Below are 19,576 nucleotides of genomic sequence, written 5' to 3'. Positions count from 1 at the left end.
AATGTGAAACCTTTCGTCGAAGTGGCGGGACGTCTCTGTCAGCCTGTGGCGTTGAATCACCTTGGAGCGCAAGCAGTGTTTCTACTGATAGGACTCGTTCCGGACAATGCTAGCCCATTCTCCGATGACGTGACTTAGTTCTTCGCGAGAACTCGTTTCGAGCACATGATCTGAGACGAAACGTACCTGAACCCCGGGGTACTCTCGCTGAATGATGGCAATAGCTTTAGGCGACAGTGGTGAGCCGGTTGACACAATCAGCAAAGCGGGCCGACCGGCTGCCAGTTGCTCTACGCCGGCTGCTGCACGGCGAATCATCCCCGGCGCGGGATCCCTGTAGCGCTTCAGTTCCACAATGGCCTCGCGCCCGTCGATAAGTAGTGTGATGTCCGGACGCCCTAGGTGAGCGCCGTGCGATGTACTGTCGACGGCTTGGACCACTACGTCCCTTCGCGTCAACTCGTCGACAGCCTCCTGAGCGTATAGTTCAAGCAGCCGGAGTTCGGCCATCCGGAAGTCACGGGGAACGTCGGTACCGCTGGCCGCGGACCGAAGGTAGGACTGCAGAGCGAACGCTTCGGGTGCTGCGGACGACGAGCTACCCTCCCCATCGACTGGCGCGGCCTCCGGATCCTGATCAACAGGGGGCACTCGCCGACGGGATGAGATCTGCTCGACGAGCGCGTCACAGACGTGCTTCTGGTCGTCCGTTCGCGCGCGCTCACGCAGTCCGGTTGCCACGCTGTACGCCAGATCGTCTCCGAAAGCCGCAGCCGATGATGTGGTTGAAGGAAAGACCTTCGACGTCGCCCACTCGAATGCACGCCACCACTCTGCATCCCGTGCGGTTCGATCGAGGCGTCGTCGCTCCTTCTCTGCAATCGACGCGGTCTGACGAAGTTGACGGCCCAGCCCGAACACTGCGACGAAGGCGGCGACTACCGTTGCTAGGCCTCCAAAGCCAGCACTTGTGAAGAAGACGACCGCGAACTGCCCGACGTTGTGGGCATCAAAGAACGCCTCCCACTTGAGAGCAACCGCTCCCCCAATCGCTGCGCCGATGAGCAACGAGCAAACATGGAGAACCCACGAGCGGGCTGGCCTTGTTGTTTCAGGCTCATCGTGGTTCATCAGCATTCCTCCTGGTTGGTCTTCTCTCAACCGCTTGCACGACGCCCAGAGGCAAGCCTGAACAGTACGCACCGGTGCGGGTTCGGAGGGTTGAACGCTGATAGCGCGAATCCGATCGTCAGGCCGTCGCCCGCCGGAAGCATGGTCCGTTGCACCGGGAGGGACCATCTAGTTGGTCCGCCGAGAGGAACCTGCGCCTACTGCGGCATGTCGACGAACCGCGAGAACATCCCGTGGAACGCCACGGTGATGGTGTCCGTCGGTCCGTTACGGTGCTTCGCCACGATCAGGTCCGCCTCACCCTGACGCGGGTTGTCCTTCTCGTACGCCGACTCACGGTGCAACAGGATGACCATGTCGGCGTCCTGCTCGATGGAGCCGGACTCACGGAGGTCGGAGATCGCCGGCTTCTTGTCGGCACGCTGCTCCGGACCACGGTTCAGCTGCGACAGGGCGATGACCGGCACCTGGAGCTCCTTGGCCATCAGTTTCAGGGCACGCGAGAACTCGGAGACCTCTTGCTGGCGGCTCTCGACCTTCTTGCCCGAGGTCATCAGCTGCAGGTAGTCGATGACCACGAGCTTCAGGTTGTGCTGCTGCTTGAGTCGACGGCACTTGGCGCGGATCTCGACGAGCGTCATGTTGGGGGAGTCGTCGATGAAGAACGGGGCGTCGTTGATGCGGCCGCGGGTCTGCGCGATGGTGGTCCAGTCGCGGGAGTCCACGGTGCCCTTGCGCATGTTCTGCAGCGGCACGCTGGTCTCGGCTGAGAGCAGACGCATCGCGATCTCGGCACGACCCATCTCGAGCGAGAAGAAGGCGGCGGTCTGGTCGTGCTTGATCGCGGCGGCTCGGCACAGGTCGAGCGCCAGCGTCGACTTGCCCAGGGCGGGGCGCGCGGCGACGATGATGAGCTGTCCGGGGTGGAAGCCGTTCGTCAGGCCGTCGAGCTGCGCGAACCCGGTCGGCACGCCCGTCATCTGGCCGTCGCGGCCCTTGGCGGCCTCGATCTCGTCGAGCGCGGCGGAGATGGCGTCGGTCAGCGGGACGTAGTCCTCGGTCTGCACACCACCGGCGACGTTGTAGACCTCGGCCTGCGCGCTGTTGACGAGGTCGGTGACCTCACCCTCTGACGCGTAGCCCATCTGCACGATGCGGGTACCGGCGTCGACCAGACGACGGAGCACGGCCTTCTCGGCGACGATGCCGGCGTAGTAGCCGGCGTTCGCGGCGGTCGGCACCATGCTCGTGACGCTGTGCAGGTACTCGGCGCCGCCGGCACGGGACAGCAGGCCGGTCTTGGTCAGCTCGTCGGTGACGGCGATGACGTCGGTGGGTTCACCGTGCGAGTAGAGCGACAGGATGGCGTCGAAGATGACCTCGTGCTTGGGGACGTAGAAGTCCACGCCGCGGGCGGTCTCGATGACGTCGGCGACGGCGTCCTTCGACAGGAGCATGCCACCGATGGTCGACTGCTCCGCGAGCATGTCGTGCGGCGGGGTGCGTTCCATGCCGCGGTCCGCGTAGTCCTGCGGTGCGGGCTCAAGATGTGCGATCGACACACGCTCTCCTCTGTTGACGACACGGACCTGAACCGGCGGGACAGCACCCACCGGCCGGAACCCGCACCCCTGTTTCTACCCCCGGCGACCGACATCCCCGAGTCGCTCGCCCAAGCTACGGCCCAGAGTTATCCCCAACAAACGGCCCTGTGGATAACTCTGTGGAGAGGCTGCGGAACACGCCGGAACGCTGTGTGGAGAACTGTGGACGAGCCTGTGGAAAAAGTGGCGTGCGAACACACTTTCGACCACTTGACCTGGGGTTTTCTGTTGCACACCGTGTGTGGAAAAGTGGGATTCAAGTACCCCTTGAAGGTTCCGATTTGACACGTTTCCACTGTGTAAAACGACTTGACAAGCACCCCTCCTGTGGGAAGAGTTCTCGGCCTGTTCCCAGCCAGCGTGACCCCGTCTGAACCGTAACCAGCCAGCCCGAGTCGAGCCGCGCCTCCAGGCCCGTGACCATGTCGGCGACAGCCGTAGGACAAGCCGCGCGACCGCCCCCGGAACGCAACGACGGGCGGGCCTCCCGGAGGAGACCCGCCCGTCGTGGAGCGGAACGTCAGTGCTACTTGGCAGCGACGACCTTGAGCGAGATCACGGCAGTGATGTCCTCGCGCAGGCGCACGGTGGCCTCGTGGTCACCGACGGTCTTGATGGTCGCGGGGACCTCGACCTTGCGCTTGTCGAGCGAGCCGACGCCCTGCGCCTGGACGGCGTCAGCGACGTCGCCCGGACGGACGGAGCCGAACAGACGACCGTCCTTGCCGGCCTTGACCGACAGGGTGATGGTCGCGTTCTCGAGCTTCATCTTGAGGTCCTGTGCCTCTTCGATGGTGGCGAGCTCGCGCGCGGTACGCGCGGCACGGATCGACTCGACCTGCTTCTCGCCGCCCTTGGACCACGCGACAGCGAAGCCCTGGGGGATGAGGTAGTTGCGGGCGTAGCCGTTCTTGACGTCGACGACGTCACCAGCGGAACCGAGGCCGGAGACCTCGTGGGTGAGGATGAGCTTCGACATGTGTCGACCTCCGATCAGCGGCCGGAGCCGGCGTAGGGGAGGAGCGCCATCTCACGGGCGTTCTTCACGGCACGGGCGATGAGGCGCTGCTCCTGGACGGAGACGCCGGTGATGCGACGGGCGCGGATCTTTCCACGCTCCGAGATGAACTTGCGAAGGGTCGCAACGTCCTTGTAGTCGATGACGCCGACCTTGATCGACTTCGCGGGAGCAGCGTTCTTGCCGCCCTTGCCGCGAGGCTTCCGGCGGTCGCCGGTGCTCTTTCCAGCCATAGTGATTTGTCCTTAGAAGAAAAGTTGTGTGTCCGTCGGAACGCTGAGGATCAGAACGGAGTCTCGTCGTCGAAGTTGCCGCCGGGGGTGCTCCACACGTCGTTCGACTGTGCGTTGCCGCCACCCTGCTGGCCACCCTGGGGAGACCAGGGCGCGTCCGACTGACCGCCACCGTTGTTGTTCCAGTTGCCGCCGCCGTTGCCCGCGGGGGCGCTGGCGCCGCCGCCGACCTGGCCACGACCGCCGCCACTGCCACCCGCTGCACGGGTGATCTGTGCGGTCGCGTAGCGGAGCGACGGGCCGATCTCGTCGACCTCGAGCTCGATGCTCGTGCGCTGCTGGCCCTCACGGTCCTGGTAGGAACGCTGACGCAGACGACCCTGCGCGATGACGCGCGAGCCCTTCGTCAGCGACCCCGCCACGTGCTCGGCGAACTCGCGCCACACACTCGCGCGGAGGAACAGCGCATCGCCGTCCTTCCACTCGTTCGCCTGACGGTCGAACGTGCGAGGGGTCGACGCGATGGTGAAGTTCGCCACGGCGAGCCCGTTCTGCGTGTACCGCAGCTCGGGGTCCGCGGTGAGGTTGCCCACCACCGTGATGACGGTTTCGCCGGCCACGGGTTACTCGGCGCTCGCGGTCGCGGTTGCGGAGGCGTTGGCGGCCTTGCGGGCCGCGCGAGCCTCGTCACGCTGCTTCTGGGCGGCGACCTGCGCGATGCCCTCTTCAGCGCGGAGGACCTTCGTGCGGAGCACGGCCTCGGAGAGACCGAGCTGACGGTCGAGCTCCTTGGCGGCCTCGGGCGACGACGTGAAGTCGACGACGGCGTAGATGCCCTCGGACTTCTTCGCGATCTCGTAAGCGAGCCGGCGACGGCCCCAGACGTCCACGTTGTCGACGGTGCCACCCGCGTTGCGGATCACGGCCAGGAACTTGTCCAGGCTGGGAGCGACGGTGCGCTCATCGATCTCGGGGTCGAGGATCGCCATCAGTTCGTACTGGTGCATGCGGAACCCACCTCCTCTGGTCTCAGCGGCCCCGGGCGGTTCCCGGGGCAGGAGGGTTGATGCATGTGCCCGAGACCACGCAGGTGCGCGAGGGGCAACCTGGGTAGCCTACCGGACTGCCTGGAGGCGCGCCACCGGCCTGAGGAGAACGGTCCCGCCCGTCAGGCGGTCGCGTCGCAGGCGCTGGTCTCTCAGGCGCTGGCGTCGCCTCGGGCGCTCCACCACTCGCGCAGGCGCTCCTCGGCCGTCTCCGACCCGAGGGGTCCTTCGTCCATCCGGGCCTCGAGCAGGAACCGGTAGGCCTCGCCCACGGCACGCCCCGGCGGGATGTCGAGGATCCGCATGATGTCGTCACCGGTCAGGTCCGGACGGATCGACTCCAGTTCCTCCTGCTCGGAGAGGGTCTTGATGCGGTCCTCGAGGTCGTCGTAGGCGAACGCCAGCCGGTCGGCCTTGCGGCGGTTGCGGGTGGTGACGTCCGAACGGGTGAGCTCGTGCAGCCGTTCGAGCTGGGGTCCGGCGTCGCGGACGTAGCGGCGGACGGCGGAGTCGGTCCAGGCGCCCTCGGTGTACCCGAAGAAGCGCAGGTGCAGCTCGATCAGGCGGGAGACCGCGGCGATGGTGTCGTTGTCGAAGCGGAGCGCACGGAGTCGCTTCTTCGCCATCTTCGAACCGACCAGGTCGTGGTGGTGGAAGCTCACGGCGCCGCCGGGCTCGAGCTTGCGCGTCGCGGGCTTGCCGATGTCGTGCAGCAGCGCCGCGAGCCGGAGCACGGTGTCCGGGGGATCCCCGGCGTGCCGCTCGGCCTCGTACCCGATGGCCTGCTCGAGCACGGTGAGCGAGTGCTCGTAGACGTCCTTGTGGTGGTGGTGCTCGTCGACCTCGAGCCGCATCTCGGGCAGTTCCGGCAGGAACCGCTCGGCGAGGCCGGTGTCGACGAGCAGCCGGAGGCCGGGGACCGGATCGTCCGTGTTGAGCAGCTTGACGAGCTCGTCGCGGACCCGCTCGGCGGACACGATGTCGATCGACGCGACGAGCTCCTGCATCGCGGCCCGCACGTCGTCGTCGACGGTGAAGCCGAGCTGGGAGGTGAACCGTGCGGCGCGCATCATCCGCAGGGGGTCGTCGCGGAACGAGACGACCGCGGTCTGGGGCGTCCGGAGCCGTGCGGCGAGCAGGTCCTCGACGCCGCCGTGCACGTCGACGAGCTCGCGGGCCGGCAGTCGCAGGGCCATCGCGTTGACGGTGAAGTCGCGACGGAGCAGGTCGTCCTCGATGGTGTCGCCGAACGCGACCTCGGGCTTGCGGGTCTCGCCGTCGTAGACGTCGCTGCGGTACGTGGTGATCTCGACCTGTTCGCCGGCGACCCGTGCGGCGATGGTGCCGAACTGGCGACCGACGTCCCACGTGGCGCTCGCGATGGGCTCGACGATCCGCAGGATGTCGTCCGGTCGGGCGTCGGTGGTGAAGTCCAGATCGGTCACCGGACGGCCGAGGAACGCGTCACGGACGGGGCCGCCGACGAGGGCGAGTTCGTGTCCGGCGTCGGCGAAGGCCCGAGCGAGGAGGTCGACGGGCTCGGTGGTGGCGAGTGCGTCGAGTCGTTCGACGGCCTGGGCAACGGACTGCATGACGGTGCTCATCCTCCCAGATCGAGGCCCCGAGTTCTCCACAAGCCGCGCGCGCACGGGACCTGTTCATGGTCGCGCCTCATACACTCGTGCTCGGCCCGAACCGACCCCGTGGCCCGCTCCCCGTATGCAGATGCTCCGCACCACGCTCGCCGCAGCCGCGTCGACCCTCGTCGCGCTCGGCCTGGTCGTCGCGCCCGTCACCTTCGATCACGCCTCGGCGTCCACGGCATCAGCCGCCAAGAGCCAGGTGGCCGATCCCGCCGCCGCCGACGCGGGCAAGGCGACCATCTCCATCGCCCCGGCGAACCGAGGCGTCGTCCAACGCGACCAGGACCTCACCCTCTCGGTCACCGTCACGAACGACACCGACGCGGCCCTGCCCGCCGGCACCGCCGAGTTCGACATCTTCCGCTCGGTGAGCACCCGCGACGTGTTGGCGAGCTGGCTGAGCGACACCACCACGACCGGTTACCTCGGCGCCCCGATGGACTCGGTCGACATCCCGGCGATCCCGGCGCACCGTTCGGTCACCATCGACTCGGTCGACATCGTCTCCGGCAACGTGGCGCTCGGCGGGTACTCCTCGTTCGGTGCCCGACGCATCGCTGCCGAGTACACGGCGGGCGACGCCTTCGCCGTGGACCGCTCCGCGATCACCTGGTACCCGGACTTCGAACAGGCCCCGGTCAGCGTCTCCGTCGCGATGCCGGTCACGGTGCCCAAGTCGACCGACGGCGTCCTCACCGCCCCGGTGCTGGCCGCCGCGACCTCGGTGGACGGCACCCTCACGCAACAGCTCGACGCGGCCGAGGACCACAACGTCGCCGTGGCCGTCGACCCGCGGATCATCGCCTCGATCCGGCTCCTCGGCGACAACGCCCCGTCGAGCGCGACCACCTGGCTGCAGCGTCTCGAAGCACTGCGCAACGAGACCTTCGCACTGTCCTACGCCGACGCTGACGTCACCGGCCTCCGCCAGGCCGGGTCCGACGGCATCCTGTCGCCGATCTCCCTCGACCAGTCCGTCGACTCCGAGAACTTCCCCGGCGCCGAGACCCCGGCCCCGACACCGACGGCCACGCCGGGGCAGACCTCGTCCCCGGCACCCACCGAGACCTCGACCGACGGCGCCACGACCGGCGACGCCGCCGACCAGGCGCAGGAGACGCTGCCGACCACGGAGTCCCTGCTCGACTTCCCGTACTCGATGGACTCGATCGCCTGGCCGACCGAAGGCACCGTGTCCTCCGCCGACCTGCCCGCCCTCGAGCGTGCCGGCACGAAGACCACCATCGTCTCGAGCGGCAACACCTCGGCCGGCGCGGACACCACCATCACGGCGTCCGAGAAGATCGGCGACGACCACGTGCTCGTCTCCGACCAGTCGATGTCGTCGATGCTCCGCCGAGCCGCGGCCGCCACCGACCGGCAGACCTTCTCGTCGGCGATGTCCGAGCTCACCGCGACGCTGGCCACCTCGGCCCGTGCAGCGACCGCCACGGGCCCGATCCTGCTCACCCTCGGGCGCGAGTGGCCGTCCGACTCCACGCGGCTCAGCCAGGCGCTGGACGCCCTCGAGAGCACCGCCTGGGTCGCCCCGGCCGACCTCTCCACCGCTTCGAAGGCCGTCGCCGGGTCGCTCACGCTCGCCAGCGCGTCCACCGGCGAGGCCCGCATCGACCAGCTCCGGCGACTCGTGCGCGGAGAACAGGGACTCTCCGCGTTCGCGACGATCCTCGACGACCCGAACCAGCTGACCGCCCCGGCCCGGCTCCGTCTGCTCGCGCTCGCCTCGAACGCGTGGCGCGACGACGACCAGGGCCTCGCCGCCGCGGTCGAGGCCCGCACGGCCGCCTGGGCGAAGACCACCACCGAGGTCGGCATCGTCGACTCGAGCAGCCTCACCCTGCTCGGCGACCGGTCATCCCTGCCGGTGTCCATCCGCAACAGCTCCGACTACCCGGTCACGGTGCACCTGTCCGTGCAGCCGTCCAACTCGGCGCTGCGGGTGGTCCGCAACGACATCGTCGTCGAGATCCAGCCCGACTCCTCCACCCGTGCCACCGTCCCCGTGCAGTCGGTCGCGAACGGCAAGGTCGAGCTGACGATGTCGCTCTCGAGCCCGACCGGCGTCGCCGTGGCCCAGCCCGCGACCGTCGAGCTGAACGTGCAGGCCCAGTGGGAGACGGTCATCACCGCGGTCGCCGCGATCGCCCTGCTCGGCATCTTCGGCTTCGGCATCTTCCGCAGCATCCGCAAGCGCATCCGCCGCCGCAACGGCGAGCTCGACGAGGACGACGACGACGACCCGAACCGCCCCCTGGCGGTCCAGCCGACGGTCGGGGGCGCGCAGGCGGCCGCCACCCGGCCTGGAGGCACGGATCACCCCTCCGGAGCGGCCCCCGCACCCAGCGTGGCCGCGTCCACTGCCGCCGTGGCGACCGCAGCGCCGGCCGCTGCGCCGCCCGCGGCGGTGGACCAGGGCCCCCTGCACGACGCCATCGCGCGTGCCGGAGCCGAGCCGGGCCTCCCGTCCGACGCCGCACGCAGCACCGTCGCGGACGACCGCGACCCCGAGGAGCCGACCATCAGCGCCACCCAGCCGCAGTCCGACGTCGACGCCGAGCCGGTCGCCGAGCGCAGCCTCGGCCGGGCGAGCGCGATGCTCGCCGCCGGCACGATGGTGAGCCGCATCCTCGGTTTCGCGAAGACCTTCGTCCTGGCGTACGCGATCGGGCAGAACGCGAGCCCCTCGGCCAACGCGTTCGCCGTCGCGAACCAGCTGCCGAACAACATCTACGCACTGATCGCGGGCGGCCTGCTGTCGGCCGTGCTCATCCCGCAGATCGTCCGCGCGATGAAGGCCGGCACCGACGGCGGGCAGGCGTACGTCAACAAGATCGTGACCCTCGGTGGTTCCGTCTTCATCGTCATCACGATCGTGGCGACGGCACTCGCCCCGCTGCTGGTGCGGTTCTACACCAGCAACTCGGCGGACTCCGGTCCAGCCGCCACCGACCTCGCCGTCGCCTTCGCGTTCTGGTGCCTGCCGCAGATCCTCTTCTACGCCATGTACTCCCTGCTCGGCGAGGTCCTGAACGCGAAGCAGGTCTTCGGGCCGTTCACTTGGGCGCCGCTGCTCAACAACGTCATCGCCATCGCCGGGCTCATCGTGTTCATCGCCCTGTACGGCACCAGCGGCAGCGAACTCGACCAGTGGACGCCGGCGAAGATCGCACTCCTGGCCGGCAGCGCATCGCTCGGTGTCTTCGCCCAGTCTGCGTTCCTCCCGTTCTTCTGGAAGCGCGCCGGCCTGTCGTTCCGCCCCGACTTCCGCTGGCGCGGGGTGGGCCTCAAGTCGACGGGGACCGCCGCTGGCTGGCTCTTCGCGATGATCCTCGTCACCCAGATCGCCGGCATCGTGCAGTCACAGGTCGCGTGGCTCGGACGGGATGACGGTCCGGGCAACGCCGTGCTCGGCAACGCGTGGCTCATCTTCATGCTCCCGCACTCGATCATCACGGTCTCCATCGCGACGGCGTACTTCACCCGGATGAGCCACGACGCCGAACGCGGCGACCTCGGCGCGGTCCGCCGCAACCTGTCGCTGTCCCTGCGCATCGTCGGGCTCTTCACCGTCTTCGCCTCGGTCGCGCTGATCGTCGTCGCCGTCCCGTTCGGCCGCCTGTACGAGGGCACGTTCGAGAGCGCCCTGCAGGTCGGCGCCGTGCTCGTCGCCTACATGCCCGGACTCGTCCTGTTCAGCATGCTGTTCGTGATCCAGCGGGTCTTCTGGGCGATGCACGACCACCGGACGCCGTTCCTGATGCAGTGCATCCAGTCGGTGCTGTTCGTCATCGGCGCCCTTGCGGTGTCGACGTTCCCCACCTCGGTCATCGGCATCGGGGTCGCCGCCTGCACCACCATCGCGGGGTCGGCGCAGACGATCGTCGCACTCGTGCTCGTCCGCAAGCGGCTCGGCAGCATCGAGGGACCGGTCATCACCCGGTCGCACGTCCAGTTCGTGATCGCCGCGCTGATCTCGGGCGTCGTCGGGCTCCTCGTCGTGAACTTCTTCGGCGCGTTCTCAGAGGCCGGGTTCGCGATGTCCGACCGCACCGGTGCCCTCATCACGATCATCCTCACCGGCGCCGCGATGGTGGCCGTGTACTTCGGAGCCCTCGTCGTCGCGAAGAACGGTGAGATCGGCAACGCCGTCCGGATGCTCCGCAGCAAGCTCGGCCGCTGATCCCACCCGCGCACCACACGCTCACGGGTCGTGTGGAATGCCACGCCGGTACGATGGGTTGACCCGGTCAGACGCAACGGAAGGGCAATCAGGCATGCGCCAGCTCATCATCATCGGTTCCGGCCCGGCCGGGTTCACCGCCGGCATCTACGCAGCGCGCGCAGAGCTCAAGCCGCTCATCGTCGCCTCCAGTGTCGAGACGGGCGGTGAACTCACCAAGACGACCGAGGTCGAGAACTTCCCCGGCTTCCCCGAGGGGATCCAGGGCCCCGACCTCATGATCAAGATGCAGGAACAGGCCGAGAAGTTCGGTGCCGAGGTCCTGTACGACGACGCCGTCTCCGTCGACCTCACCGGCAAGGTCAAGAAGGTCACCGTCGGCTCCGGCGAGACGTACGAGGCCCTCGCGGTCATCTACGCCACCGGCTCTGCCTACCGTCACCTCGGCCTCCCCGACGAAGAGCGCCTGTCCGGCCACGGTGTCTCGTGGTGCGCGACCTGCGACGGCTTCTTCTTCCGACAGAAGAACATCGCCGTCGTCGGTGGCGGCGACTCCGCGATGGAAGAGGCGACGTTCCTCACCCGCTTCGCCGACAAGGTGACGGTCATCCACCGCAAGGACTCCCTGCGTGCGTCGAAGATCATGCAGGACCGTGCGATGAACGACCCGAAGATCGAGTTCGCCTGGAACAAGGAAGTCACCGGCATCACGGGTGACTCCGCGGTCGAGGGCGTCACGCTCAAGGACACCGTGACGGGCGAGGAGTCCGAGCTCGCGCTGGACGGCCTGTTCATCGCGATCGGCAACGACCCGCGCACGCACCTGATCCACGGCCAGATCGACATCGCGCCCGAGGGCACGATCGCCGTCCAGGGCCGCTCGTCGAAGACCAACCTGCCGGGTGTCTTCGCCGCCGGTGACGTCATCGACCCGACCTACCGCCAGGCCATCACGGCTGCGGGTTCGGGCACGGTCGCCGCGCTCGACGCCGAGAAGTACCTCGCCGAGCTCGACGACGCACTGACGGACGAGGCCGAGGGCGTCGCCCCGACCGAGCCCGCGATGGTCGACGTCATCGCCGCGCGGGCCTGACCCGCCTCGGAATACCACGACGGCATCGCCGTTGTACCCCCTGAACGACTTCTCGAAGGAGCACACATGTCCAACGCCAAGGCTGTCACCGACGCCACCTTCTCGGACGAGGTCCTCAAGTCCGACAAGACGATCCTCGTCGACTTCTGGGCCGAGTGGTGTGGCCCGTGTCGCGCGGTCTCGCCGATCCTCGACCAGATCGCCGAAGAGCACGCCGGCAAGATCGAGATCGTGAAGCTCAACGTGGACGACAACCCCCAGTCGGCCATGAACTACCAGATCACGTCGATCCCGGCGATGAAGGTCTTCAAGGGCGGCGAGGTCGTCAAGACCGTCATCGGCGCCAAGCCGAAGCCCGCGCTCGAGGCCGACCTCGCCGAGTTCCTCGCGTAGGTCGCCCCTCCCGAACGGCCCCGCTCTCCCCGGAGGGCGGGGCCGTTCTCGTCCGGAGCCACCGGATGACGATCGGCCCCGTCGCGGAACCCTGGTTCCCCGGGCCGATGTCGTAGTGTGGCGGGAATGTCCCACTGAACGGAGCACTCGATGACGAACGGCAACAGCCTCGACCCCTGGTACGACTCCTACGCCCAGCGCACCGCCGGGCTGAGCGCCTCCGAGGTCCGAGCCCTGTTCGCCGTCGCCTCGCGGCCCGAAGTGGTCTCGCTGGCCGGCGGCATGCCGTTCGTCTCCGCGCTCCCCAGAGAGCTCGTCACGGGCTCCCTGGACCGTGTCATGACCGAGCACTCCGCCATGGCCCTCCAGTACGGCGGTGGACAGGGCCTGCGGTCCCTCCGCGAGCACATCGTGGACGTCATGAGCCTCGAGGGCATCCGTGCCAGCGCCGAGGACGTCGTGGTCACCACGGGCTCGCAGCACGCCCTCGACCTCGTCACCCGGCTGTTCATCGATCCGGGTGACGTCGTGCTCGCCGAGTCGCCGTCCTACGTCGGCGCGATCGGCGTCTTCCGGTCGTACCAGGCCGAGACGGTGCACGTGACGACGGACGAGCTCGGTCTCGTCCCCGAGGCGCTGCGCGAGGCGATCGCGAACCTCCGCACCCAGGGCAAGCGGATCAAGTTCCTCTACACGATCCCGAACTTCCACAACCCGGCCGGCGTGACGATGAGTCGCGAGCGCCGCATCGAGGTGCTCGACATCTGCCGGTCGAACAACATCCTCGTGCTCGAGGACAACCCGTACGGGCTCCTCTGGTTCGACGAGCCGGCGCCGCAGGCGATCCGATCGATCGACGAAGAGGGCGTGGTGTACCTCGGCTCCTTCTCGAAGACCCTCGCACCGGGCTTCCGCGTCGGCTGGGCCCTCGCACCCCACGCCATCCGCGAGAAGCTCGTGCTCGCCAACGAGTCGGCCGTGCTCGCGCCGAACTCCTTCGGCCAGTACGTCGTGAACGCGTACCTCGACGCGGCGGACTGGAAGGGCCAGGTCGACACCTTCCGGGGCATCTACGCCGAGCGCCGTGACGCCATGCTGTCCGCGCTGGGGGAGTTCCTTCCCGACCTGTCCTGGACCAAGCCGAACGGTGGCTTCTTCGTGTGGCTCACCCTCCCCGAGTCCCTCGACTCCAAGGGCATGCTGCCGCGCGCGGTCAAGGAGCTCGTGGCGTACACCCCGGGGACGGCCTTCTACGCCGACGGACGCGGAGGCGGACACATCCGTCTGTCGTTCTGCTACCCCACCCCGGAGCAGATCCGCGTGGGGGTCAAGCGCCTGGCCAACGTCGTCAACGACGAACTCGAACTGATCGAGACGTTCGGCCCGACGACCCGACCGAACACCGTGGTCCGCCAGACGTCGTCGGTCAGCGCACCGCCGCCGAACATCTCCTGATCAGCGCTTTTCCTCAGTGCTGCTCGCACAGCACCGCAGTTCCACACCGGAGGACCCCGCAATGGCCGAGCTCACCCGTCGTCACGTCGTCGTCGTAGCCGGAGGCATCTCGCACGAGCGCGACGTCTCCCTCCGCTCCGGCCGGCGGGTCGCCGACTCACTGACCGGCTACGGCTGGCACGTTGACCTGCGCGACGCTGACGCGATGCTCCTGCCGGCTCTCGCCAATTCACGCCCGGACGTCGTGTGGCCGGCACTGCACGGCGCCTCCGGTGAAGACGGGGCCCTGCGGGGCATCCTGGAGGCCGTGGACATCCCGTTCGTCGGCTCACGTTCGACGTCGGCCCGGTTGGCATGGGACAAGCCCACGGCGTCAGCGTTGGTCGCCCGCGCCGGCGTCCGCACCCCTCGTTCTGTGACGCTCTCCCACGACGTCTTCCGTGAGCTCGGTGCCGTCGGTGTCCTCGAGGCCATCGCGACGGAGCACCCGGTGCCGCTCGCGGTAAAGCCGGCGCGAGGCGGGAGTGCACAGGGCGTCACCCTGGTCGACGACGTCAAGGACCTGCCCCGGGCCATGGTGACGGCGTACACGTACTGCGACGACGTCGTGGTCGAGCAGCTCATCCGCGGCACCGAGGTCGCCGTGGGGATCATCGACACCGGAGACGGCCCCGTGGCGCTCTCCGCCGTGGAGATCGTGCCGCGGAACGGGATCTACGGGTTCGAGGCTCGCTACAACGCGGGGGAGACGACCTTCTACACGCCCGCGCGGCTCTCGGACGAGTTCGCCGGAGCAGCCGCGGAGGCTGCGGTCGCCGCGCACGCAGCTCTGGGACTCCGCCACCTGTCCCGTGTCGACCTGATCATCGACGGGGCGGGGACGCCCTGGTTCCTCGAGGCGAACGTCCTCCCCGGGCTCACTGAGACGTCACTGCTGCCGCAGGCGCTGTCGGCTTCCGGTTTCGATCTCGGCTGGACCTACGCCGAGCTCGCCGAGCAGGCGATCCGCGACCACCGCGCCTGACCCTGCAGCCGATGTTCCACGTGGAACACCGGCACATCGTGTCCCGCCTGCTCTGTCGGCGAGCTTCGATGTTCCACGTGGAACGTCGCTTCACTCGCCGAGGCGTTGGGTGTCGAGCAGACGGGCGCTCGGCGCGTCCGCCACGTTCCACCGGAACAGCACCAGGTGCCAGAGGCCCGGGCTCTTCCGCGAAGGGTCGATCAAGCCGTCGGCACCGACTTCGATGAGGCGGTCACGCACCGTCGATGACCGAGGCGTCCTGCCGGTCTCGGGGATCGTCCGCCAAGGAGACAAGGCGTCCCCGAGGTCGATGCCGACTGCCTTCACGGCGCTCACATCGCGCAGGTCGACGATGCCGGACGCTTCGACGTCGATCGCGACGATGTCCACCGCCTCGGGCTGGACGTCATTGTGGGCGATCATCGCGGAAGCTCGGGTCAGCGGCCCGGTAGAACGTCCCTCGGACCGATGGCATCAAGGGGGAGCCGTCGTTGGTCACGACACCACCTCTCACCTGACGGAGACTGCGGTCACGGCTGTGGCATCCATGACCGAGCGTGCTGGGGCGCCGCTGGAGCCGCCGAAACGACATACCCATGTCCGCGGCCAGCCTGGCGGTTACAGGGGCTCAAAACGCCGCACACGGCCGCACGGCGATGGGTTCAGCCCTCGAGGTCCTGCACTCCGAGTTCGCCGAGGATCCGGTTGAGGTCGTCGCCGTTCGCGAAGTCGATCGTGACCGAACTCTTGCGAGCACCGACCGCGATCTTCACCCGCGTGTTCAGGCGATCACCGAGCCGTTCAGCGAGATCGTTGAAGTGTGCCTGGCGCTTGGATGGCTCGGCCTTCGGCTTCGCCGGCGGCGTCTTCGCGGAGAGTTGCTGGGCGATCGCCTCAGCAGCACGGACGGACAGGTCCTCGTTGACGATCTTCTCGGCCAGGTACTCCATCGCCTCCGCGTCCGGAGCGGCGAGGATGGCACGAGCATGTCCGGCAGAGAGCACGCCTGCAGCCACCCGCCGTTGCACGGGGGAGGGGAGCCGCAGGAGTCGGATCGTGTTCGTGATCTGCGGGCGCGATCGACCGATGCGCTGCCCGAGCTGTTCCTGGGTGATCCCGAAGTCCGCGAGGAGCTGCTGGTACGCCGACGCCTCCTCGAGTGGGTTGAGCTGCGCACGGTGGAGGTTCTCCAGCAGTGCATCACGCAGCATCGCGTCGTCGGGGGTGTCCTTCACGATCGCCGGGATCGTGCTCAGGCCGAGTTCCTTCGTGGCACGCAGACGACGCTCACCCATGATGAGCTCGTACTGGGGCTCGGTACCCGTCGCGCCGGGGATGGGCCGAACGACGATGGGCTGCAGCACGCCGATCTCACGGATCGAGTGGACGAGTTCCTGGAGCTCCTCCTCGCGGAACTCCTTCCGCGGCTGCTGCGCGTTGGGGATCACGTCCAGCGGGTTGAGGTTGGCAAGTCGTGCTCCCGGCACGGCCACCAGCTCGTCTGCCGTCGGTGCGGACGCCGGCGAGCCTCCGGTCGGGAAGAACACGTCGACGGGACGGTCCTGCTGATCGGTCGCTGTCGGGATCAGGGCGCCGATGCCTCGGCCGAGCCCGGTTCGCTTCGGTGCCATCAGTGCTTCGCTCCTCGTGCTGCGATCTCGGCGGCCGCTTCCAGGTAGGACAGCGACCCGGTGGAGTTCACGTCGTAGGCGACGACACTCTGGCCGTAGCTCGGTGCTTCGCTCACTCGGACGGAGCGGGGGATCATGGCCTTGAGCACCTGATCGCCGAAGTGCTCACGGACGTCGTTCGCCACCTGGTTCGACAGGTTCGTCCGGCTGTCGTACATGGTCAGCAGGATCGTCGAGACCCGGAGGTTCGGGTTGAGGTGCCGTTCGATCAGTTCGATGTTCCGCAGCAGCTGGCTCAGTCCCTCGAGCGCGTAGTACTCGCACTGGATCGGGATGAGTACCTCTTGTGCGGCAACGAAGGCGTTGATCGTCAGGAGGCCCAGCGACGGCGGGCAGTCGATGAAGACGTAGTGGTAGGGCTCATCCAGCGACTGCAGGTACATGTCGAGGGCGGTCCGAAGGCGCTGCTCACGGGCCACCAGTGACACGAGTTCGATCTCGGCGCCCGCAAGGTGGATGGTGGCCGGCACACACCAGAGCGTGTCCGACTCGGGGGAGGCCTGCACGGTGTCGGCCATCGGTGCCTCATCGACGATCACGTCGTAGATGCTTGCGACCTCCGCCTGGTGGTCCACGCCGAGCGCCGTCGAAGCGTTGCCCTGCGGGTCGAGGTCGATCACCAGCACCCGAGCGCCGCCATGCGCGAGACCAGCGGCCAGGTTCACCGTCGTCGTCGTCTTGCCGACGCCACCCTTCTGGTTCGAGACGGTGATGATCCGTGTCTCAGAAGGCAGCGGGAACTGCTGCGTGGCGATCGCGCGCCGGCGACGGTTCAGGTCGGCGATCTCGCGAGCGAGCGGTGTCGACGCGTCGTAGTCGGTCGATGAACTCAACGAGTGCCTCTTCCCCGGTTCGATGTTTCACGTGGAACGCGGAGCCACTGGCGGCCGGAGGTCCCGGCCCGAGCCGCAGCGTCAGTCAACTGTAGCCCGGAAGACGCGGGTGGTCTCGTCGACCACACCTTCTCCGAGCTCGAGCACCTCGACATCAGAGAGGCGCTTCCGGAGGATGACCTTTCGGGCCTTCTCGATCTCTTCGTCGACCCGCGCACCCTTCATCAGGATGAGCTGCCCGCCCGAGCGCACCAGCGGCACGGTGAGCGGGATGAGCTTCGACAGGGCACTCACGGCCCGTGCGGTGACCTGGTCGACGACGACGTCGTCCGCGACGTCCTCAGCACGGCCGCGGAGTACCGTGACGTTCTGCAGGCCGAGACGATCGGATTCGGCACGAAGCCAATCCGTCCGGCGCTCCATCGGCTCGATGAGAACGAACTCGACGTCCGGACGGGCGATCGCGAGCACGAGACCCGGCAACCCTGCACCCGAGCCGACGTCGGCAACGCGACCACGGGCCTCCAGGAGCGGCGCCAGCAGCGCAGAATTGAGGATGTGTCGTGTCCACAAGCGCGGAAGCTCAAGCGGGCCGATCAGGCCCAGCTCCTCACCCCGTCGCGCAAGTTCGTTCGTGAACGAGCGCGCACCCTCGATCTGGTCACCGAAGAGTGCTGCAGCCGCCGCGGGCTCAGCCTCGAGCACCGGCGCTGCCTCGGTCGGGACGGGTGCGTCCGTCATCGGGTGACGACCGTGTGGCGGTCCCGACCCTCACCCTCGGATTCCGAGTGGAAGCCCTTCTCAGCGACCAGGTCGTGCACGAGCTTGCGCTCGTAGGACGACATCGGGGGGAGCGCAGCCGACGACGAACCAGCTTCGATCCGCTCGACGGCGGTGTCCACGAGCCGCTGCAGCTCGTCAGCACGGGCGTCCCGCGAGCCACCGACGTCGAGGATCAGCCGGCTGAACTCGCCGGTCTCGGCCTGCACGGCGATCCGGGTCAGCTCCTGCAGCGCCGTCACGGTGTCGGGCTTCGACAGCACGCGGAGTGCCTCGCCGTCATCGGTGACCGACAGGTACACGCGACCGGCGCGTTCCTCGATCTCGATGTCGCCGTCGAGGTCGCAGATGTCGAGGAGCTCCTCGATGTAGTCCGCTGCGATGTCCGCTTCGTCGCGGGCGTCCTCGATCTCGGTGTCCGTCGCCTGGACGGCGGCTGCGGTGTCCTGCTCGGTCACTTACTTCTTCCCGTTCTTCTTCTGGCGCTGCTTGCCGACCGGCTGCTGACGCTGGGTGGTGACGCGCACGGGCTCGATCTCCGTTGCACCGGCGCCGGCACCGGCCTCGGCGAGTACCGGGGTGGCGGTCCCGCGACGCTGTGCCTTCTTGGCCAAGCGGGCTTCACGAGCCAGTGCTGCTTCGGAGCCGGGCGTCGGCATGCTGCGGATGACGAAGTACTGCTGCGCCATCGTCCAGAGGTTCGAGGCCAGCCAGTAGAACATGACGCCGAGGGGGAAGCTCAGACCCGAGATCACGAAGACCAGCGGGAGGATGTACAGCATCATCTTCTGCTGGCGGTACATCGGAGACTCCTTGGTCTCCGGCGACATGTTCTTCGCGACGAGCTGCAGCTGCGTGATGAACTGCGACGCCGTCATCACGACGATCATGAAGCCCGCGATCGCACGGACCTCCCACCCGGAGGCGTTCGTGAACGTCTCGTGCAGGGGAGCGCCGAACAGGGCCGCGTTGCCGAACGACGCCGCGAGGTCGTTCGTCAGCAGGCCGATGCCCGTCTTGTTGATCTGAGCCTCGTGCAGCACCGAGTACAGCGAGAAGAAGATCGGCATCTGCAGCAGCAGCGGCAGGCAGGAGCTGAGCGGGTTGGTCCCGGTCTCCTTGTAGAGCGCCATCGTCTCGCGGCTCATGGCCTCACGCGAGAACTGGTCCTTCTTGCCCTTGTACTTGTCCTGGATCTTCTTCAGCTGCGGCGCGACCTCGAGCATGCGGCGCTGCGACTTGATCTGCCGGACGAAGATCGGGATCAACGCCGCGCGGACGACGAACGTCAGGAAGATGATCGAGAGCACCCACGTGATGCCCTCGTTCGGGTCCATGCCGAGGTTCTCGAAGATCCAGTGGAAGCCGACGAGGATGGCCGAGACCACCCATTTGAGCGGCCAGAGGATCGTTCCGATGATGTCCATGGGG

Annotated in this window: 18 protein-coding genes; 5 read left to right on the top strand and 13 right to left on the bottom strand. The window is 67.8% G+C overall.

Features of this window, described 5'->3' with window-relative positions:
- Positions 1 to 81: 81 nt before the first annotated feature.
- The 7 genes from HQQ79_RS04045 to HQQ79_RS04015 all read right to left on the bottom strand — a co-directional run bounded on the left by HQQ79_RS04045 (position 82) and on the right by HQQ79_RS04015 (position 6,624).
- A complete protein-coding gene (locus HQQ79_RS04045) occupies positions 82 to 1,131 on the bottom strand; it encodes a hypothetical protein (protein ID WP_173032567.1) in 1,050 nt (349 codons plus the stop codon).
- A 197-nt stretch (positions 1,132 to 1,328) separates the two neighbouring features.
- A complete protein-coding gene (dnaB, locus tag HQQ79_RS04040) occupies positions 1,329 to 2,642 on the bottom strand; it encodes a replicative DNA helicase (RefSeq protein ID WP_017887836.1) in 1,314 nt (437 codons plus the stop codon).
- Positions 2,643 to 3,261: 619 nt separating this feature from the next.
- A complete protein-coding gene (gene rplI / locus HQQ79_RS04035; protein ID WP_027466901.1) occupies positions 3,262 to 3,714 on the bottom strand; it encodes a 50S ribosomal protein L9 in 453 nt (150 codons plus the stop codon).
- A 14-nt stretch (positions 3,715 to 3,728) separates the two neighbouring features.
- A complete protein-coding gene (gene rpsR, locus HQQ79_RS04030) occupies positions 3,729 to 3,986 on the bottom strand; it encodes a 30S ribosomal protein S18 (protein WP_017887834.1) in 258 nt (85 codons plus the stop codon).
- A gap of 50 nt (positions 3,987 to 4,036) precedes the next feature.
- Positions 4,037 to 4,606: a single-stranded DNA-binding protein gene (locus tag HQQ79_RS04025; RefSeq protein WP_027466902.1), complete on the bottom strand. Its 570-nt coding sequence runs from the start codon at positions 4,604 to 4,606 to the stop codon at positions 4,037 to 4,039.
- Between the two features lie 3 nt (positions 4,607 to 4,609).
- The gene (rpsF, locus tag HQQ79_RS04020; RefSeq protein WP_027466903.1) at positions 4,610 to 4,993 is read right to left on the bottom strand and encodes a 30S ribosomal protein S6; all 384 of its coding nucleotides are present in this window, start codon (positions 4,991 to 4,993) and stop codon (positions 4,610 to 4,612) included.
- A 191-nt stretch (positions 4,994 to 5,184) separates the two neighbouring features.
- Positions 5,185 to 6,624 carry a CCA tRNA nucleotidyltransferase gene (locus HQQ79_RS04015; RefSeq protein ID WP_173032566.1) on the bottom strand — a complete coding sequence of 480 codons (1,440 nt, stop codon included), beginning with the start codon at positions 6,622 to 6,624 and terminating at the stop codon, positions 5,185 to 5,187.
- 127 nt (positions 6,625 to 6,751) lie between these two features.
- Between HQQ79_RS04015 and HQQ79_RS18560 the strand changes: the two genes are divergently transcribed.
- The 5 genes from HQQ79_RS18560 to HQQ79_RS03990 all read left to right on the top strand — a co-directional run bounded on the left by HQQ79_RS18560 (position 6,752) and on the right by HQQ79_RS03990 (position 14,841).
- On the top strand, positions 6,752 to 10,876 hold the full coding sequence (locus HQQ79_RS18560; protein ID WP_254066061.1) for a DUF6049 family protein: 4,125 nt from the start codon (positions 6,752 to 6,754) through the stop codon (positions 10,874 to 10,876).
- A gap of 94 nt (positions 10,877 to 10,970) precedes the next feature.
- Positions 10,971 to 11,969, top strand: coding sequence for a thioredoxin-disulfide reductase (gene trxB, locus HQQ79_RS04005; RefSeq protein ID WP_071248620.1), 999 nt, complete (start codon positions 10,971 to 10,973; stop codon positions 11,967 to 11,969).
- Positions 11,970 to 12,035: 66 nt separating this feature from the next.
- The gene (gene trxA / locus HQQ79_RS04000; protein WP_017887828.1) at positions 12,036 to 12,362 is read left to right on the top strand and encodes a thioredoxin; all 327 of its coding nucleotides are present in this window, start codon (positions 12,036 to 12,038) and stop codon (positions 12,360 to 12,362) included.
- A 150-nt stretch (positions 12,363 to 12,512) separates the two neighbouring features.
- On the top strand, positions 12,513 to 13,817 hold the full coding sequence (locus HQQ79_RS03995; RefSeq protein WP_071248622.1) for a PLP-dependent aminotransferase family protein: 1,305 nt from the start codon (positions 12,513 to 12,515) through the stop codon (positions 13,815 to 13,817).
- Positions 13,818 to 13,878: 61 nt separating this feature from the next.
- A complete protein-coding gene (locus HQQ79_RS03990) occupies positions 13,879 to 14,841 on the top strand; it encodes a D-alanine--D-alanine ligase (protein ID WP_173032565.1) in 963 nt (320 codons plus the stop codon).
- A 90-nt stretch (positions 14,842 to 14,931) separates the two neighbouring features.
- Here HQQ79_RS03990 and HQQ79_RS03985 read toward each other — a convergent pair whose 3' ends face one another.
- The 6 genes from HQQ79_RS03985 to yidC form a co-directional block, all read right to left on the bottom strand.
- A complete protein-coding gene (locus tag HQQ79_RS03985; RefSeq protein WP_173032564.1) occupies positions 14,932 to 15,264 on the bottom strand; it encodes an RES domain-containing protein in 333 nt (110 codons plus the stop codon).
- A gap of 239 nt (positions 15,265 to 15,503) precedes the next feature.
- Positions 15,504 to 16,472 carry a ParB/RepB/Spo0J family partition protein gene (locus HQQ79_RS03980; RefSeq protein ID WP_110862696.1) on the bottom strand — a complete coding sequence of 323 codons (969 nt, stop codon included), beginning with the start codon at positions 16,470 to 16,472 and terminating at the stop codon, positions 15,504 to 15,506.
- Positions 16,472 to 17,365, bottom strand: coding sequence for a ParA family protein (locus HQQ79_RS03975; RefSeq protein WP_027466910.1), 894 nt, complete (start codon positions 17,363 to 17,365; stop codon positions 16,472 to 16,474). Before HQQ79_RS03975 ends, HQQ79_RS03980 begins: the two co-directional genes overlap by 1 nt.
- An 81-nt stretch (positions 17,366 to 17,446) precedes the next feature.
- The gene (rsmG, locus tag HQQ79_RS03970) at positions 17,447 to 18,106 is read right to left on the bottom strand and encodes a 16S rRNA (guanine(527)-N(7))-methyltransferase RsmG (protein ID WP_051597032.1); all 660 of its coding nucleotides are present in this window, start codon (positions 18,104 to 18,106) and stop codon (positions 17,447 to 17,449) included.
- Positions 18,103 to 18,555: a R3H domain-containing nucleic acid-binding protein gene (locus HQQ79_RS03965; RefSeq protein WP_051597096.1), complete on the bottom strand. Its 453-nt coding sequence runs from the start codon at positions 18,553 to 18,555 to the stop codon at positions 18,103 to 18,105. Before HQQ79_RS03965 ends, rsmG begins: the two co-directional genes overlap by 4 nt.
- A 48-nt stretch (positions 18,556 to 18,603) precedes the next feature.
- Entirely contained in the window at positions 18,604 to 19,572 is a 969-nt protein-coding gene (yidC, locus tag HQQ79_RS03960; RefSeq protein WP_071248633.1) for a membrane protein insertase YidC, read from the bottom strand.
- Positions 19,573 to 19,576 lie beyond the last annotated feature (4 nt).

It is taken from the genome of Curtobacterium sp. VKM Ac-2852 (assembly GCF_013205045.1).
Lineage (GTDB): Bacteria > Actinomycetota > Actinomycetes > Actinomycetales > Microbacteriaceae > Curtobacterium > Curtobacterium flaccumfaciens.
Note: the sequence above shows the minus strand (reverse complement) of the source record. Positions and strands in the feature narration are given on the sequence as shown.

Bases quoted from the DNA above. Each gene is read 5' to 3' on its own strand.
- rplI (WP_027466901.1), bottom strand. From the start codon at position 3,714: ATGTCGAAGCTCATCCTCACCCACGAGGTCTCCGGCCTCGGTTCCGCT.
- HQQ79_RS03990 (WP_173032565.1), top strand. From the start codon at position 13,879: ATGGCCGAGCTCACCCGTCGTCACGTCGTCGTCGTAGCCGGAGGCATC.
- HQQ79_RS04015 (WP_173032566.1), bottom strand. From the start codon at position 6,624: ATGCAGTCCGTTGCCCAGGCCGTCGAACGACTCGACGCACTCGCCACC.
- trxA (WP_017887828.1), top strand. From the start codon at position 12,036: ATGTCCAACGCCAAGGCTGTCACCGACGCCACCTTCTCGGACGAGGTC.
- HQQ79_RS03995 (WP_071248622.1), top strand. From the start codon at position 12,513: ATGACGAACGGCAACAGCCTCGACCCCTGGTACGACTCCTACGCCCAG.
- HQQ79_RS18560 (WP_254066061.1), top strand. From the start codon at position 6,752: ATGCAGATGCTCCGCACCACGCTCGCCGCAGCCGCGTCGACCCTCGTC.
- HQQ79_RS03980 (WP_110862696.1), bottom strand. From the start codon at position 16,472: ATGGCACCGAAGCGAACCGGGCTCGGCCGAGGCATCGGCGCCCTGATC.
- yidC (WP_071248633.1), bottom strand. From the start codon at position 19,572: ATGGACATCATCGGAACGATCCTCTGGCCGCTCAAATGGGTGGTCTCG.
- trxB (WP_071248620.1), top strand. From the start codon at position 10,971: ATGCGCCAGCTCATCATCATCGGTTCCGGCCCGGCCGGGTTCACCGCC.
- rsmG (WP_051597032.1), bottom strand. From the start codon at position 18,106: ATGACGGACGCACCCGTCCCGACCGAGGCAGCGCCGGTGCTCGAGGCT.
- rpsF (WP_027466903.1), bottom strand. From the start codon at position 4,993: ATGCACCAGTACGAACTGATGGCGATCCTCGACCCCGAGATCGATGAG.
- HQQ79_RS03985 (WP_173032564.1), bottom strand. From the start codon at position 15,264: ATGATCGCCCACAATGACGTCCAGCCCGAGGCGGTGGACATCGTCGCG.
- HQQ79_RS04045 (WP_173032567.1), bottom strand. From the start codon at position 1,131: ATGAACCACGATGAGCCTGAAACAACAAGGCCAGCCCGCTCGTGGGTT.
- dnaB (WP_017887836.1), bottom strand. From the start codon at position 2,642: ATGGAACGCACCCCGCCGCACGACATGCTCGCGGAGCAGTCGACCATC.
- rpsR (WP_017887834.1), bottom strand. From the start codon at position 3,986: ATGGCTGGAAAGAGCACCGGCGACCGCCGGAAGCCTCGCGGCAAGGGC.